Genomic DNA, 16,346 nt, shown 5'->3' on the forward strand with positions numbered 1-16,346 from the left:
CCCACGGATTTGGCGCCCCTTTGCCAACCTGACTTCCGCTCACCTGACAGATAGGGGCAACGAGCCAGATCGTGCCCCCTGGGTCTGCGCACGGCCCCTTCGCGGCTTCTCGCCAGGCCCTGGTGAATAATCCGGGCTAGGGGAAAATGGACCGGGCCTCATGGCCCCCAGGTCAGGCGCGCAGCGGCAGGAGCCCGGCCCGCTCGACGAGGAGCCGCGCCAGGCGGCGGTGGTCCGCGAAGAGGCTGGTGAAGTGCACCAGGCCCCGGCCGGCGCGCACGGCGTACACCGTCACCGGCCCGGGCAGCACGTCCACCTTGCGGATGTCCGCGAAGGAGAAGCGCCGCGTGCGCACCAGTCCCCGGTACGTGATGCCTCCCGCGTCCACGATGATTCGCGTGCGGCCGTAGTACGTCACCGACACCGCGAAGAAGAGGACGAAGAAGAGCGCCGAGAGGAACGTCTGGACCGGAACCCCCTCGAACCGCACCAGGTACAACAAGACGCCCAGCCAGAGCAGGGTCGCGGCGCCCATGATGGCCGCGAGCACTGCGTGTGGGCGGAACACCTGCCTGCCTGCCTTCGGATCGCCCCCGTTCATGTCGAAAAAGCTAAGGCGGGGGCCTGACATCCGCCACCCGCTCTCTCGCTTTCCTGCCGAGGGAGTCCGGGGCACGTCTTTCCGGGAACTCCGAGTGTCCGGAGTTCCTCAGACGCGGACGGCTCAGCTGCGGAAGGGGTTCTGCAGCAGCACCGTCTCGCCGCGGTCGGCACCCACGGAGATGCACACCACGGGCACGCCGGAGATCTCCTCCACGCGGCGCACGTAGCGCTTGGCGGCCTCGGGCAGCTCGTCGAAGGTGCGCACCCCGGCGAGCTTGTCGTCCCAGCCCGGCAGCGTCTCGTACAGAGGCTTCACGCGCGCCAGGTCCTCGTAGTCCCCGGGCAGCTCGGTGATGCGCTTGCCGTCCAGCTCGTAGGCGTTGCAGATCTGCAGCGTCTTGAGGCCGGAGAGCACGTCCAGCTTGGTGAGCGCCATGCCCCACAGCCCGTTGACGCGCACCGCGTAGCGCAGCACCACGCCGTCCAGCCAGCCGCACCGGCGAGGACGGCCCGTGGTGGCGCCGAACTCGTCACCCACCTTGCGCAGCCGGTCCCCCGTCTCGTCCGTGAGCTCCGTGGGGAAGGGGCCACCGCCCACGCGCGTGGTGTAGGCCTTGCTGATGCCCATCACCTTGTCGATGGTGGTGGGGCCCAGGCCCGAGCCCACCGCCGCGTTGCCCGCCACGCAGTTGGAGCTGGTGACGAACGGATAGGTGCCATGGTCCACGTCCAGCAGCGTGCCCTGGGCGCCCTCGAAGAGGATGCGCGCCCCACGCTGCACCTGGCCCGCCAGGTAGAGGGACACGTCCGTGACATGGGGCCGCAGCCGCTCACCCAGCGCGGAGAACTCGTCCTGGAACTTCTGCGCGTCCAGCTCGGGAGGCGTCTCGTTGGCGGCGCGGCACAGCTCGCGCAGCTCGTCGCGCACACCCGGGAGCCGCTCGTCGATGCGCTTGCGCAGCCGCTCGGCGTTGAGCAGGTCGCGCACGCGGATGCCGCGGCGCGCCACCTTGTCCTCATAGGCCGGGCCGATGCCACGCCCCGTGGTGCCGATGGCGCTCACGCCGCGGGCCTTCTCGCGGTACGTGTCCAGCAGCTTGTGCCACGGGAAGATGACGTGCGCGTTGTCCGAGATGAGGAAGTGCGAGTCGTCCTTGAGGAAACCGCGCTCCTTGAGGGCATCCAGTTCCTTCACCAGCACGGCGGGGTCCAACACCACCCCGTTGCCGATGACACAGGTCTTCCCCGCATGGAGGATGCCCGAGGGGATCAGGTGCAACACCGTCTTCTGGCCACCCACCACGAGGGTATGGCCCGCGTTGTTGCCGCCCTGGAAACGGACGACGACCTGGGCGTGCTCGGTGAGCAGGTCCACGACCTTGCCCTTACCCTCATCTCCCCACTGCGCTCCGATGACGACGACGTTCGGCATATTGCGGCCCGCTTACCACGCTTCCCCACGGGCCGTCATCGCCCTGAAGTGGGAAGTGATCCGGAATGGCAATGGCCGGCATAACCACAGGCCAGCGTCTGGCAGACCGACGGCTCCCTGCCCGGCCAGCGGCCCCGCACGTCCGCCTCCACCAGCCCCCGAGCCGCTTCCCGCAGGCGCTCGGTGATGACTTGCATGTCAACGGCGGGCGCCGGGAACTCGGGCTCCGGCACGTCCTCGCCCAGGAAGGCCACCCCCACTTCCACGGGCACGCCCTCGTGCACCAGCCGCCGCGAGGCCAGCAGCACGGCCGCCAGCGACTCGGCATGCGCCTCCACGCCCCGAGGCGACCGCTTGCCCGGTTTGAAGACGACCACCCGCGCCTCGCCCGCGGGCGTCTGCCACAGCAGGTCCACCTCGCCCTCGAGCGCCGCCGGAGCATCTCCCGGCAGGGACAGGACGAAGGGCAACGCGCGATGCACGCTCGACGCGGGAGCGGCGGCCAGCTTGCGAGCGAACGCCGTGCCCAGGAAGCGCTCCACCGTGGCCAGCGCCTCCTCCACGCCGTCCTCGCCCAGGTCCCAGCCCACCTCGCGCACGAGCGCCTCCAGCCGGCCCCGCCGCTCCGCGGGCGGAGTCGTGGCGAGCCGGAAGTCCACCCCGCGCAGCAGCGCCAGCACCCGGTCCGAGACAGCCAGCGCCGGTGCGCCCCAGGCATCCCGCTCGATGTACAGCGGTGACACGCGCGGCGGCGTCTCCCAGGGCGCTCCCTCCGCGCGCAGCCCGAGCTGGTGCACGTACCGGTAGCGGCGCGGACACACCACGAAGTCCTGCACGGCCTCGGTCCCCACCGCCGCCACCTCGGGCGTGGCAGGCGCGGGGACGTCGTGCACGCGCTGCAGGGCCGCCTCGACGCGAGCCTCCTGCTCCGACGGGTCCACGGCCTCCGGCTCGTCCACCTCCGGGGGCGCGGGCAACGTCTCCACGTCCAGGTCCTCGACGAGCCCGCGCAGCCGCGGGTCCTCGCCCAACCGCTCGTCGAGCAGGCACCACCACGAGTCGGACGCGCCGCGCTCCTCGCCGCCTGAGAGGATGAGCCTGTCCCGGGCTCGGGTGAGCGCGACATACAGCACGCGCCGGTACTCGGCCGTCTCGCGCCGCCGCAGCTCGTCCTTCACCTCGTCGTAGCGGGGGGAGCGGTACTTGTCGAGGCTGTCCGGCAACCACGGCCGCAAGCACAGGCCATGGGTCCGCTCGAAGAGCGCCCGTCCACTGGTGAAGCGGCGCAGACTGCCGAGCGCCGGCACCATCACCACCGGCCACTCCAGGCCCTTGGCGCGGTGGATGGTGAGCAGTTGCACCGCGCGAGGGTCTCCCGCTTCCAGCAGATCCGCCTGGGCCTCCGTGGGCTCCTCGTTGGCCAGCCGCTGCAGCTCCCGGGCGAAGGTGACGCAGCCACCCGTGCCGCGCTCGTCACGCCGGCCCGCCAGGGAGAGCAGCTTCTCCACGTTGGCGCTCGCCTGCTCCGCGTACGGCGTGCCCGCCAGCGACTCGCGGTAGCCCGTCACCTCCATCGCGGACAGCAGCAACGCGCGCACACCGAGCCGGTCCCGCTCGCGCCGCAGCGACGGTAGCGCCGTGAGGAAGCGCTCCAGCCGCGCCCGCTCGCCCTCGGGCAGCCCCTCCAAAGAGGAGGAGCCTCCGCGCTCCACGGCGGGCAACGACAGGCCCTCGGGCCCGGCGAGCCGGAAGAGCGAGGCGTCCGACAACCCCACCATCGGCGAGCGCAACACCGCCGCGAAGGCGAGCGCGTCATCGGGGTCCGCCAGCAGCGACAGCAGCGAGGCCAGGTCCAGCACCTCCTGCGCGCCGTAGAAGCCTCGTCCGCGCAACACCCGGTGCGGAATGCCGTGGCGGATGAGCGCCTGCCGGTACACCTCCAGGTGCGTGAAGGTCCGGAAGAGCATGGCCACGTCCCCGCCACGCACCGGACGCAGGCCTTCCTTGTCCTCGCGCTCCACGAGGGGCTCGGCCCCCGGCGCCAGCATCACCTTCAGCCGCTTCGCCACCGACTCCGCGTCCGCCGCGCGCAGCTCGCCCGTGGAGAGTTCCTCGTCGTCCAGCACGAGCCGCTCCACCACCGGCGCGGGCACCCGCTCCTCCCTCACCGCCGCGAGGTCGTCCTCCTTCGGGACGTACACCACCTCGTACGGGCGCGCGCCTCCCTCGCCTCCCACCAGCACGCCCGCGAAGGCGTGGTTGAAGAACTCGAGCAGCGGCGGCACCGAGCGCCGGTTGTGCTGGAGGAAGTCCCGCACGCCGCCCTCGGACTCGATCTTCTTCGCCAGCACCTCGAAGACGGACACGTCCGCGCCGCGGAACTCGTAGATGGACTGCTTGCGGTCTCCCACCGCGCACAGGAAGGCAGGCTCCAACGGGAGCGCGTCCACAAGGCTCTCGTCCGGGCGCACCGGGCGCGGGCCTCCGTCACGCTTCTCGGCCAGCAGCAGCACCAGCTCGAGCTGCAGGCGGTTGGTGTCCTGGAACTCGTCCACCATCAGCGCGCCCAGGCGCTCCTGCACCTGACGGCGGTAGTCCGGGATGTCTCGCAGCAGGTCGCGCGTCTTCACCAGCAGCGCGGTGAAGTCCAGGGCGTTGCGCCGGGCGAACTCCTCCTCGTGGCGTGCCTCCACCTGCGAGAGCAACGAGCGGAACGAGGCCTCGAAAGGCGCCGTGCGCCACCCGGCGTACGCATCCTCCAGCCGCATCACCGAGCCGTCGCTCTTCCCGAAGAAGGCCCAGTACAGCTCCTTCATCGAGTTGCCTGGCTCCTTCTTCAGCCGGCGCACGTCGCGTCCGTCCTCGAGGAAGGCCGCCTTGAGCGAGGGCAGCCGCTCGGGCTCGAAGCAGTTCTCCGGCGTGAGGCCCTCCAGCGTGGCCTCGAGCTTCTCGCGCAGCTCGCGCCACTCGCCCTTCTTGTCCAGCTCGCTCACCGTGGCGCACAGGCCCTTGCACCGCACGGCGAGCGCCTCGAAGCCGGCACGCATCTCGTCCGCGCTGGAGATGCGGACCTCGGCCGCGCGCAGGCCCTCCTCGCGCAGCTTGCCGTAGGTAGCGGACAGCGAGGACACCAGGCCCTCGGTGAAGTCCGAGCCCGAGAACGTCAGCTCCTGGCACAGCTCGCGCACGCCCGCTTCACCGGCCTCCAGCGCGTCCAGCACCACGCGCTCGCACACGTCCAGCACCAGCGTGCGGGCCTCCAGCTCGTCGAGCACCTCGAAGGACGCGTCCACCCCCGAGCCCGGCGGCGCACGGCGCAGCAGCTGGCCGCACAGCGAGTGGAAGGTGCCCACCGAGGCCGAGCCCAGCTCCTCGCGCATGGCGCGCCAGGCGTCCTTCGTGGGGAAGGGCTGACCCAGCCGCTCGAGCGAGGCGCGCAGCTCCGGCTCCAGCAGGGCCTTCGGCTCGGCCTGCACGAGCGCATCCAGGCGCGCCCGGACACGCGCGCGCATCTCCGCCGCGGCCTTGTCGGTGAACGTCACCATGCACAGCCGCGAGGGACGCAAGGGCTTGGCCCCCTCGCGCGCCCCGGCCAGCAGGTGCAGCGTCATCGTCACCAGGCTGTACGTCTTGCCCGCGCCGGCACCCGCCATCAGGGCGAGGTTCTTCTCCAGCGCCAGGTGGAAGGGCCTACTCATGGGCACCCTCCTCCTCCACCAGCCGCCGCTCGGTGATGCGGCACACGGCCCGGTAGCCGCAGCTCCCGCAGTCCTTCGGTCTCATGGCGAACTGCCCCGCCCTCACGGTGTTCACCAACGCCTCCACCGCGTTGGCCAGGTTGGGCTTCGCCTCCGCCGCCAGCCGCTCCCGCACCTGCGGCTCGGTGGACAGCAGCTCCTCCAGCTCGACGGCGTCCTTCTCCAGCACGTCGGACAGGTAGATGACGTCTCCCGTGCGCAGCGAGAACCACGCCGCGTTGCGCGTGTTGCGATGACCACTCGCCCGCGCCGCGTACAGGTACAGCGGCAGCTGGAAGTCCGAGTCCAGCAGCTTCTTCTTCAGCTCCGACTTCGACAGCTTGCCGGACTTGTAGTCGATGACGCCCACCTCGCCGCCCGACATGTCCAGCCGGTCGATGGTGCCCTCGAAGTGGATGACATCCTCGCCCACCCGCAGCGTCACCTCGTTCCACCCCTCCGCCGGGTTGCGCGGCCCGAAGCGCAGCTCGAAACCCGCGGGCTCGAAACGCTCGAAGGGCAGGCCCCGCCGCTCGTCCATGAGGATGCGGCGCACCATGTTCTTCGCCCGCTCGCGCGCCAGCCTCCACAGCGCCGGGTGGCCCACGTAGTGCCGCTGCTCGAATTGCGCCCGCACCTCGTCGAGCACCTCGTCCAGCAGCGTCTCCGGGAGCTCCTCCAGGCCCCGGCCCAGCAGCTCGCGCTCCTTGAGCCGCTTGAAGAACTCCTCCAGCACCCGGTGCCAGAAGACGCCCTGCCCCCGGCGATCGAACTCCTCGCCCGGCTGCTCCGGCTCGGGCACCTTGAGCCCGTAGGACAGGAACCCCTGGAAGCCGCAGTTGCCGAACCGGGCCAGCGCCGAGGCCGACAGCGGCCGGTCCTGGTCGAAACGGAACGCCTCGCGGACGGCCTCGGCCAGCGCCGGATCCTCCACCGCGCCCGTGTAGCGGCCCGCGCGCTTGCGCGTGTCTCCGAAGAAGTGCAGGCGCTCGATCTCCACCTGCACCATCTCCTTCGCCGAGACGAGCCACGGCGCGGCCTCGAAGTGCTGTTGGAGCACGTTCCGGGCGGGGTCCGGCGTGGAGACGCGCAGCCGCGGGAGCGCGAGCGACTCCAGTACCACGCGCTGGCGCAGCTCCGCCTCGGTGAGTACCTCGTCGAGCGGCGCGATGGCCGGCAGCGAGCGCGCCTCCCACGACATGCCCGTCAACCGCCGCACCTCCTCCAGGAAGGTGGAGGGCGCCTGCTCCTGGCCTCCCTGCCCCTCCACCGCGAAGGACAGGCTCACCGTCTCCCCGGCGGAGGCCAGCACGCTGGCGAACAGCAGCCGATCCTCGGTGAGGCGCCAGGGCGCGCGATCCTCGAACTCGCCGCCCGTGAGGCGGAAGATGTCCCGGCCCAGGTGCTTGTTGAGGGCGATGCGCTCGGCGTCCCCCAGCAGCGCATTGGGTGCATCACGGCCGGGGAAGCGGCCCTCGGCCATGCCGCCGATGAAGACATGCTCGAAGGTGCGCCCCTCCAGCTCGCGGACGTCCAGCACCTCCACGGCGCCCGTCGCGGGCCCGCGCGCGGGCAGGTGCACGTCGCGCATCATGTCCTGCAGCCAGCGGCCGAAGGTGCGCCGCTTCAGCCGGGGCCCTCCGCCCACCGCCGCGAGCGTCCGCTCCAGCTCCCGCACCCGCTGCGTGAGCGCCGCCCGCGCGGCATCGTCCCGGGCCCGGGCATCCAGCACGAGCGCACCCAGGCCGTCCTCCGAGGCGGCCTCCAGCGGCCCCTCCGAGTCCAGCAGCCCCAACCGCCGCACCACCTGCCACCACGCGGCGAGCAGCTCCGACACCCGCCCCTGCTCCGGAATGCGGCGGCAGGACTCCAGCAGGAAGAGGCACCGCTCGCGCAGCACCCGAGCCTCGTGGGCGCGCTGCTGCTCCTTCTTGCGCACCTGGTCCGGCAACGGCTCCAGCCGCTTCGCCAGGGACTCCAGGCGCAGGTCGTACGCGCCCTTGCCCCGCGTCGCGCCCAGCCGGTCATCCCGCACCGCCGCGAGCGTGAGGAGCGTCGCCGGAGCCGCGGGCGCGCCCCGGGAGAGCGCGGGCGCGTAACGGCTGGAGACCAGATCGGCCACGCGCTCGGCGGGGAAGCCGTCCTCCACCAGCAGCGGCAGGTCCAACGCCAGGCGCACCGGGCCGGCCAGCGCGAGCGGCTCGCCCCAGGGCAGGCGCACGGGGACGCCCAGCTCGCCGAGCGCGTCCGCCACCCAGCGGGCCTCGGAGCCCAGGTCGCGCCACGCCACGGCGATGCTGCCCGCAGGCACGCCCTCGGACACCTTGCGGCGCACGTCCCGGGCGATGAGCCGGGCCTCGTCCCGCGCCGAGCCCGCGCTCCACATCCGCAGGCCCTCCACCGCGTCCTTCAGCACGTCCTTCGCCGCGCGGGGCGAGAAGAGGTGGCGGCCGAGATCCACCATGGGGCGGGACTCGAAGGTGACGTCCGCCTTGAAGAGGTCCACGTGGGGCAGGGTCTCGCCCCGGTTCTCGAAGGCGCGGAAGAGCGCCGCCAGCGCCGCGTCCGCCACCGGCGAGCCACCCACCGGCGTCTCCACGCGCATCGTCACCCGGCGCGCGTCACAGACGGCCGCCAGGGCCATCAGCAGCTCCAGCCCCGAGGGCCGCACGTCGTAGATGCCGTGCAGCACGATGTGGCCCACGTCGTCCCAGGCCGCGGGCCAGGCCTGGCGCTCCAGGGCCTCGCGCGCCCCGCGCACCACGTCCTCGCGGTCCGCCAGGGCCAGCTCGGCCATCTTCTGCTCGTAGCCGTGGTGCAGCAACGCGAGCGTCCGGGCCCGGTTGCGCCGCTCGGGAGGGAGCACCTCCAGCGCGTCCTGCAGCTCGCGCGGGGAGAGCCGGCCGGCCTTCAGGTCCAGCAGCACCTCCAGCGCGGCGCGGGCGAAGGCGGGCTCGTGCACGTAGTCGCCGAAGGGGGTGTCGCTCAGGCCCTGGGCCAGCGAGGCCACCACGGTGCGCGCCACGACGGGCGAGCACGGACGGCGGCCCAGTTCCCGCGCGCCTCCGAGTGCATCGAGGAAGCCTTCCCAGGTCAGGAAGGCGTCCCCCCGCACGACTCCCGCATGGCCGCGGGCCGCGCGCAGGGCGGCCAGACGGCGACCATTGTCGGGGAAGACCTGGAGGGTACGGCGAGAATCGGTCATACGGGGCGGCGGAGTGTAGAACGGGGCGGAGGGCGTATTTATGCTCGCCGATATGCCAACCGCTCTTTGTTTTCTAGCGCTCGCCTCCCTGGCCGCCTCCTCCCCCCTCCCCTCCGAGGCCCTCCCCTCGGCGGCCCGGCAGGCCGCGGACGCCCCCACGGTCCAGGCGCTCGACTTCGACTGGACGCGTGATGGAGCCATCACCGCCGCCGCCGGGGTGCTGTGGATCGGCAGTGAGGCCCTCTTCAAGAAGGACCTCGCTCCGAAGACCTGCCGCTGGTGCGACCGCTCGGTGGATGGAACGGACACCCTCAACGGATTCGACCGGTGGGGCCGGAGCGTGGCCGCGGACACGTTCGAGGGCCGCGAGCGCTGGGACCTGTGGAGCAACATCGGAGGCTTCGGCGTGCTCCCGGTGGGCGTGCTCGGGGCGCAGTACCTGCTGTCCTCGGGGAGCGGCGCGCCGCTGAGGTACTACGCGCAGGACGCCACCATCATCATCGAGTCGGTGGCGGTGGCCGCGCTGGTGAACCAGGTGGTGAAGTTCTCGGTGGGCCGCGAGCGCCCCTTCGTCCACGTGCTGCCCGAGGACCAGAAGGGCAGCACCAGGCACCCCACCGACAACAACCTGTCCTTCTACAGCGGGCACACCAACATGGCCTTCGCGCTCGTCACGGCGGCGGGCACGGTGTCCGAGCTGCGCGGCTACAAGAACCGCTGGCTCATCTGGGCGGTGGGCCTGCCGGCGGCGGCGTCCATCGGGTTGCTGCGCATGGGCGCGGACCGGCACTACCTCACGGACGTGCTGGTGGGCGCGGCGGCGGGCACGATCTTCGGTGTGGGCATGCCCCTGCTGCTCCACGGCCGCGAGGAGGCGCCGGCGTCCCGAGCCACGAGCATGTCGATGAACGTGTCCGGTGGCCTCGGCGGTGTGATGTTCTCCGGGCAGTTCTGAGGCCGCCAGGGGTCAGGGGAGGCAGAACCCCGGTGCACCATTCAGCACTTGACGTGCCCGGCGGATGACACTGAGTTAGCCCCATCGCGGAGTACGGAGCCTGGAGGAGCACGGCATGTCCTGGACAGGGCAACACATGCACTTCTTTCGCAGCACCCCCATGGCCATGCAGCAGGCGAGGCAGTGGCTCGCCAGGGCGGCGCCTACCGTCCAGGTCTCCTTGATGAGCGACGAGCAGGTCATCCAACAACTCGCCCGCATCATGGCGCCCCAGGCCTCCGTGGAGCCCGCCACGCTCCACTTCAACGGCCACATGCTGCGCTGGAGGCAGGCCTTCCCCGACAAGATCTGCGCCACCAGTTGGCCGGCGGTCTCGGGAAGGAGCGGCTACCAGACCAGGGAGCACCAGGACAAGGCGGACAAGGGACCCATTCCCGAAGGCGAGTGGCTCGTCGCCCAGGGGCAGTACCAGCAGATGCCGGAGCGCAGCCTGCTCGACAAGCTGATCAACGAGTTGGGGCGCGGCGGCTGGCCGGGTGGAGAGAGCTCCTGGGGCAAGCACCGCATCTGGCTGAAACCCAAGTCCGGGACGAAGACCTACGGGCGCAGCGGGTTCTCCATTCATGGAGGCGACAGCGCGGGCTCCGCCGGGTGCATCGACCTGGTGGGCCAGATGCCCAACTTCGTCAAGATGTTCCGGGCCTATGGCAAGGACATGGACCTGACCGTGAAATATGAGTAGCCCACCGGCCTCGCGCTGGCTTCGTTGGCTCAACGGGCTGCTCCAGCTGCTCATCTTCCTGCTGCTCGCCCTCTGCGTGGCGACGCTGGCCTCCTACCTGCTGCATCCCGAGGAGTACCGCTTCGGCACGGAGGTGGGCGGCCTCCGCTACCGCTCGAGCCTCCACTATTCAGGACTCCTCCTGCTCGAAGCGCTGCTGCTCTGCTGCGGACTCGTGCTGACCTTCGTCACCCGGACGCCCATCCGCCGGATGTGGCTCGCGCTGGGCGTGGTGCTCCTGGACGGCGTCGTCTTCGTGGGCCTGCTCCATGGCGGGGGACACTGACGCTTCACCGGCGCGTGTCAGCAGCCCGTGCCCAGGGGCTCGGGCTCCACGGGCGCCGGCAGCACGCCCAGGCCCCACGGCTGCCCGGCCCGCCACGACACCTGGCCCGACACACCCCACCCGGCGCACGCCACCTCGCGGCCCTGGAACTCCATCCAGAACACCGACTCCTCGGGCCGCGCCGCCTGGTCCAGGCACGCCACGCGCGTCAGCGGCCTGGCCGCGTTGCCCCCGAGCGACACCGCGAAGGCCCGGTGCGAGTGCCCGCACAGCACCCACTTCGGGTGCACCGTCTCCACCAGCCGCCGGGTGATGGGATTGCCAATCCAGTACGAGGGCAGCGTCCGGCCCGGCGGCGGCACCTCGCGCTCCTGCGCCCGCTGCGGCAACCCTCTCGGCCACTCGTGCACCAGCAGCAGATCCATGTCCTTCAGCGCCGCCACCTTCTCCACCTCGGGCGCGCGGAAGTACCCGGCCTGCTTCGCCGTATCCAGCGAGCGCGGCCGCTTCAACGGCTGCCCGTAGAAGCGCGGCGCGTGGATGCCCGACAGGTAGCCCACCCGCAGCCCGTGCAGTTCCTTCAGGCCCGCCCGCCCCAGGTAGTGCACGTTGGGCGCGAGCTGGAAGCCCTCCGGCCCGTCGTGCAGCGCCTCGAAGTCCTCGTTGTTGCCGCCAATGAAGTACAGCGGCCGCGACATCTCCCGGATGCCGTCCGCGTACTCGGCGAACTCGGCGGGCATGGCGCGCTTGGCCGCCTTGCGGCGGTGATCATCCGCCTGCCGGAAGGCCTCCACGTCGCCCACGGCCAGCACCAGGCCCACCGGACGGCCCCGCGCCTCCGCCAGCGCGTCGAGCCACGAGTCCACGCGGCGGAAGCGGCCGTGGATGTCTCCCACTGCGGCGACCAGGAGGGATTCTGGAGCCATCGTACCCATCACCCTGCCCCGCCCCCCTCGTGCTGTCGAGTGGGATTACCGCGCAGTGTGTCAAAAAGGAAAAGGGGCGCCCCGCGAAGAGCGCCCCCCGCGCGAGCCTCTCGCACTCCCGGTGCTAGCAGCCCACCGGGTAGGTGATCTGCACGCTGGCCCCGGGCTGCGGTGCCTTGTCCACGTCGAAGATGACGGTGTTGCTGGCCGCGTCGTACGTCCACCCGCCCGTCACCACCCCACCGTCCACGCGCACCACGATGCGCGAGGTGTCCGCGGGCGTCTCGCTGAGCGGGAAGGAGCGGTTGGGACCGAAGGCGTTCTCCGAGATGCGCTCCAGCGACTCGGCCCAGTTGGGCGTGCAGATGCTCTCCACCACGCCGCCGGTGGCCTGGGCCAGCTGGATGTAGCGGCTGCCGGTGCTGCTGGCCCGCGGGCAGGTGGTCAGGTCCCCAGGCCCGGCGATGGCGGAGAAGAGGACCTTGGAGCGATCCCCCCCCTTGAGGCCCAGCAGGAACGTCTCGTAGGCGGACACCGGCTGCGGGGAGAAGTCCTCCTCGTCGGTGACGGCGATGATGGCCAGCTTGGCGTCCTCGCGCAGGAAGCCGGCGTTGCCGTCCAGCGTCTGCGGCGTGCGCGGGTCATCCATGTCGAAGACGAGCGGATCCGACAGGGCGCGGTACATGGCCTCCAGGCCCTGCTCGTTCCAGTGGCACACGCCCACGTTGGTGTTGCGGGCGAAGACGGCCTCGGCCCCGGGCGTGGAGGGCGTGATGATGCGGGGCGAGGAGTTGTCCACGGGGAAGAAGCGGCCATTCTCACCGCCCTCGGCGCCACCGGGGCACACCGCCCAGCCGCCCGAGGAGCGCTCCAGGCCCGTGGTGGTGACGGCGATGTGGTAGTCCACGCCCGCCTCGCCCGCGTGGGACAGGAAGGCCGAGAAGTTGGCGCCCAGGCTCTGCTGCTCGTCCATCATCGAGCCCGAGTTGTCCACCACGAAGAGCACGTCCACCTTGGCCTGCGCCTCCTGGACGAACTCGTCCGTCTGCTCGTTCTTCAGCACGCCCTTGCCCATCAGGCCCACCGTGTAGGGCGCGCCCGTGGCCAGGTCGAACCGCAGCGCGGCGGCGTCATCCCCGTCGCTCGACGGCTCGTACGTCACCTTCATGGCCACCCGGCTCTTGGGGGCGAGCACCGCCGGGAACGCGAGGCCGTGGGACACCTTGAAGTCCGAGGCATCACCCTCGGTGCGCAGGGCCCTGACGGTGGTGGGCCCCGGGCAGTCGTTGTAGACGATGAGCTCGCGCTCGCGCGGGCCGCAGGTGAGCCGCGTGATGCCGAAATCCAGGCTGGTGGGCTGCACCGAGAAGCACCCCTGCACGCCCTGGCCGTGCAGCGGCACCAGCAGATGGCCGGCGCTGGCGTGGTTCACCCAGCCCTCCGCCATGCCGGAGAACTCCCCTTCCGAGCCCGGCTTGAAGCGCACCAGCAGCCGCGCGCGCTGCCCCGGCATCAGCACCTGGTTGCCCAGCCGCTCCGCCCGGAAGGCGTCATCCGAGCCGCCCGCCACCTGCATCCCCTTGAGGAAGCACTCGGACGTGCCGGTGTTGCGCACCGTCGCGCCGAGCGTCACCTCGGAGCCCACCGGCACGCTGCCGAACTCCACCACCTCCGGCTCCAGCACGTACTCGCAGGGCGCGAACACCTTGCCCGTGCCCTTCACCTCCACCACCTCGGTGGAGATGCTGGCGCCGTTGCTGATCTTCACGGAGAGCTCCGCCGCGCCCTCCCCCAGGCCGGCGCGCGGCATGAAGGTGATGGGCACGGCGGCGGACTGGCCCGCGGCAATGGGCAGGCTGGAGGGCGCCGTCGCCAGCAGGAAGTAGCCGCCCTTCTTCGTGGTGAGCGCCACGTCGCTCAGCAGCACGTCCGTGCGGCAGCGGTTGATGACCTGCACGTCCCGGGTGGCGCTCATGCCCTCGGCCACCACGCCGAAGTCGAGCGGATCCGGCTGCAGCGCCACGCACGAGTTGCCCACCTCGCCCCGCAGCGACACCTTGGGCCCCGGCTTCGAGGTGCCCAGGGGCTTCACGTCCAGCTCCAGCCGCGCCTCGCGCACCGGGCCGGGGGCCGTGGGCGTGAAGGCCACGCGAATCTCCGCCACCGCGCCCGCGGCCAGCACCCCGGCGGCCACCGGGGGCGCGCTCACCACGCGGAAGGCATTGCCCGTGTTGTCCAGCAGCTTCACCCCGCCGTACGCCATGGCCTCGGTGCCCAGGTTGCGCACGATGACGCGCTCCTCGGCGGTGGCCCCCACCGGCACGCGGCCGAAGTCCACGCGCAGCGGCGTCACCTCCAGCAGCGTGGCGATGCCCGTGCCCGACAGGTTCACCACGACGGGCTCGCACATGGGGCACTCCACGCCCACGTGCACCTGCGCCGCGGCCGCGCCCAGCCGCTGCGGGCTGAAGGACAGCGGCACCCGGCGCTCCTCTCCCGGCCGCAGCAGGAAGGACCTGCCCGCCTCGCTCGAGCCGAACTGATCCGCGTCCGCGCCGTCGAAGGACACGCGCACCGGGCTCTCCACCCGCGTGGGGTTGCGCACCACCAGCTCGCGCATCTCCACCTGGCCCAGCTCCACGTTGCCGAAGTCCAGCGCGCGCGCCGGCACCTCCACGAGCGCCTTCACGCCCTGCCCGTCCAGGCCGAGCTTCGCCACGCCCTCCCGGCCCACGTTGTCGGCGTCGGTGAGCACCTCCAGCATGCCGGCCACCGCGCCTTCCACGTCCGCCGTGAAGCGCACCTCCACCTCGCGCTCTCCGCCGGCCTTCAGCTCGAAGGCGTCGAAGGGCGCCACCTCCACGTTGGGCAGGGTGGCCCGGGCGCCGTGCACCCTGAAGGGCGCGCGGCCCCGGTTGGACAGCCGGACCTTCATCGTCTTGGTCACGCCCACCGCCGAGAGCCCGAACTCCAGCTTCTCCGGTGACGCCCCCAACCCCGACGGAGCCCGATGCGACGACGGCCGATCGCAGCCCGCCCCCGCGAGGGCCATCAGGCACGCGGCCACGCACACCCAGCGCATTCCCAACATCGCAACCTCCCCGGACCGGCGAGCGCCTGCACCGCCCGCGCGATCACCAGCCACACCTTGGGTGAGGGCTCTTGCAACCCCGGGGCCCGCCGCACCGCGACACCCCTTCGTTACCCAACGCTGTGACAAGTCGAGGGACTACGGGGAAAACTATTGGACTCCAGTGGGCATCCCCCTGCCCCTGGGGCCCGGCCTCGCTGAAAAGATTTCCAGAGTGCTCGCCAGGTGACGGGAAAAAACCGGAAGGCGCGGGGGCGAGAAAGGGAAACGCGCACTCCCCCGGACTCCCCGCTCAGGGCGCGGGCCGCGCCTCCGGCAGGAGCAGGCGAGGGACCAGCCCCGTCCCCCACAGCACCCCCCCCATGCACACCAGGGAGCCCACCATGGCGAGCGGGCGGAGGGGCTCGCCCAGCAGCAGCGCGCCGAGCAGCCAGGAGAAGGCCGGGGTGAGCTGCGTGGTGATGCCTCCGGCCGCGGCCGTCACGTAGCCCATGGCGTAGGTGAAGATCATCTGCGCCACCACGGAGGACAGGCCCACGCCGAGCAGCGGCAGCACCATGTCCGATGTCACGGGCCGCCAGTCCTGCAGGGCGAAGGGCAGGCCGAAGAGCAGCCCGAAGAGACAGAAGGAGAGGAAGATGGAGGCGGCGTCGGTGTCCCCGCGCAGGGCGCGCAGGGCGATGACGGCCGCGCCACTGAGGAGCGCGGAGGCCACCCCGGCCCACGCGCCCACGCCCGAGGTGAGCGACAGGCCTCCCTCCACGGTGCTCCAGATGACGAGCCCCGCGCCACAGGTGGTGGCCAGCAGTCCGGTGGCCAGGTAGCCATTCACGCGCTCGCCGAGGATGAAGATGCCGAGGATGGCGGCGCAGATGGGCCAGCAGGCGTTGAGCAGCGTGGCGGGCCCCACCGCGAGCCGGTCGATGGCCACGAAGTAGCAGTAGACGGAGCCGCCGCCGAAGAGGCCGCGCAGGGCCCACAGCACGGGCCGTCCCATGCGTGGACGGGTGCCGGTGAGCGGGAAGTAGAAGGCGAGGAAGACGAGGCCGATGGCGAAGCGGGCGCACACCACCTGCCCCACCGAGAGCCGGCCCGCCACCGTGCGCGCGCAGAAGGCCATCACGGCGAACATGAGGCTGGAGATGACGAGCAGCGGCGAGCCGCGCAGACGCTCGGGGATGGAGGGCATGGGTGCGGCACCCTAACGCGGAAACGCCCGCGTCCCCAGCCCGCTCGCCCGCCCGCTCCCCGCCCGGGCGGAGGGGGGGATTCGCGTTGAAAATCCAGGCGTTCAGGACCATTCAACCCCCCGGCAACCCCGCGCGCCAGA

Annotated in this window: 10 protein-coding genes; 3 read left to right on the forward strand and 7 right to left on the reverse strand. The window is 71.6% G+C overall.

Annotation, left to right across the window (positions count from 1 at the left end; genetic code table 11):
• Positions 1 to 172: 172 nt before the first annotated feature.
• From VFZ09_RS30770 to VFZ09_RS30785, 4 genes are all read right to left on the reverse strand, one after another.
• A complete protein-coding gene (locus VFZ09_RS30770) occupies positions 173 to 601 on the reverse strand; it encodes a PH domain-containing protein (protein WP_329731273.1) in 429 nt (142 codons plus the stop codon).
• Positions 602 to 724: 123 nt separating this feature from the next.
• Positions 725 to 2,035: an adenylosuccinate synthase gene (locus VFZ09_RS30775; RefSeq protein WP_329731274.1), complete on the reverse strand. Its 1,311-nt coding sequence runs from the start codon at positions 2,033 to 2,035 to the stop codon at positions 725 to 727.
• Positions 2,036 to 2,070: 35 nt separating this feature from the next.
• Positions 2,071 to 5,733, reverse strand: coding sequence for a UvrD-helicase domain-containing protein (locus tag VFZ09_RS30780; protein WP_329731275.1), 3,663 nt, complete (start codon positions 5,731 to 5,733; stop codon positions 2,071 to 2,073).
• Positions 5,726 to 8,977 (reverse strand): PD-(D/E)XK nuclease family protein, encoded by a 3,252-nt coding sequence (locus tag VFZ09_RS30785; RefSeq protein ID WP_329731276.1) that lies wholly within the window; start codon positions 8,975 to 8,977, stop codon positions 5,726 to 5,728. Before VFZ09_RS30785 ends, VFZ09_RS30780 begins: the two co-directional genes overlap by 8 nt.
• 52 nt (positions 8,978 to 9,029) lie before the next feature.
• On the opposite strand from VFZ09_RS30785, the gene VFZ09_RS30790 reads away from it, so the two are divergent.
• From VFZ09_RS30790 to VFZ09_RS30800, 3 genes are all read left to right on the forward strand, one after another.
• Positions 9,030 to 9,932: a phosphatase PAP2 family protein gene (locus tag VFZ09_RS30790; RefSeq protein WP_329731277.1), complete on the forward strand. Its 903-nt coding sequence runs from the start codon at positions 9,030 to 9,032 to the stop codon at positions 9,930 to 9,932.
• A gap of 136 nt (positions 9,933 to 10,068) precedes the next feature.
• Positions 10,069 to 10,674: a tlde1 domain-containing protein gene (locus tag VFZ09_RS30795; RefSeq protein WP_329731278.1), complete on the forward strand. Its 606-nt coding sequence runs from the start codon at positions 10,069 to 10,071 to the stop codon at positions 10,672 to 10,674.
• Positions 10,667 to 10,999: a hypothetical protein gene (locus VFZ09_RS30800; protein WP_329731279.1), complete on the forward strand. Its 333-nt coding sequence runs from the start codon at positions 10,667 to 10,669 to the stop codon at positions 10,997 to 10,999. The genes VFZ09_RS30795 and VFZ09_RS30800 overlap by 8 nt, the downstream gene beginning before the upstream one ends.
• 17 nt (positions 11,000 to 11,016) lie before the next feature.
• Here VFZ09_RS30800 and VFZ09_RS30805 read toward each other — a convergent pair whose 3' ends face one another.
• The 3 genes from VFZ09_RS30805 to VFZ09_RS30815 all read right to left on the reverse strand — a co-directional run bounded on the left by VFZ09_RS30805 (position 11,017) and on the right by VFZ09_RS30815 (position 16,205).
• On the reverse strand, positions 11,017 to 11,925 hold the full coding sequence (locus VFZ09_RS30805) for a metallophosphoesterase family protein (RefSeq protein WP_329731280.1): 909 nt from the start codon (positions 11,923 to 11,925) through the stop codon (positions 11,017 to 11,019).
• A 124-nt stretch (positions 11,926 to 12,049) separates the two neighbouring features.
• Positions 12,050 to 15,016, reverse strand: coding sequence for a choice-of-anchor D domain-containing protein (locus VFZ09_RS30810; RefSeq protein ID WP_329731281.1), 2,967 nt, complete (start codon positions 15,014 to 15,016; stop codon positions 12,050 to 12,052).
• Between the two features lie 292 nt (positions 15,017 to 15,308).
• Positions 15,309 to 16,205, reverse strand: a complete 897-nt coding sequence (locus VFZ09_RS30815) for a DMT family transporter (protein WP_329731282.1) — start codon at positions 16,203 to 16,205, stop codon at positions 15,309 to 15,311.
• Positions 16,206 to 16,346: the final 141 nt, after the last annotated feature.

Source organism: Archangium sp. (assembly GCF_036277355.1).
Taxonomy (GTDB): Bacteria; Myxococcota; Myxococcia; order Myxococcales; family Myxococcaceae; genus Archangium.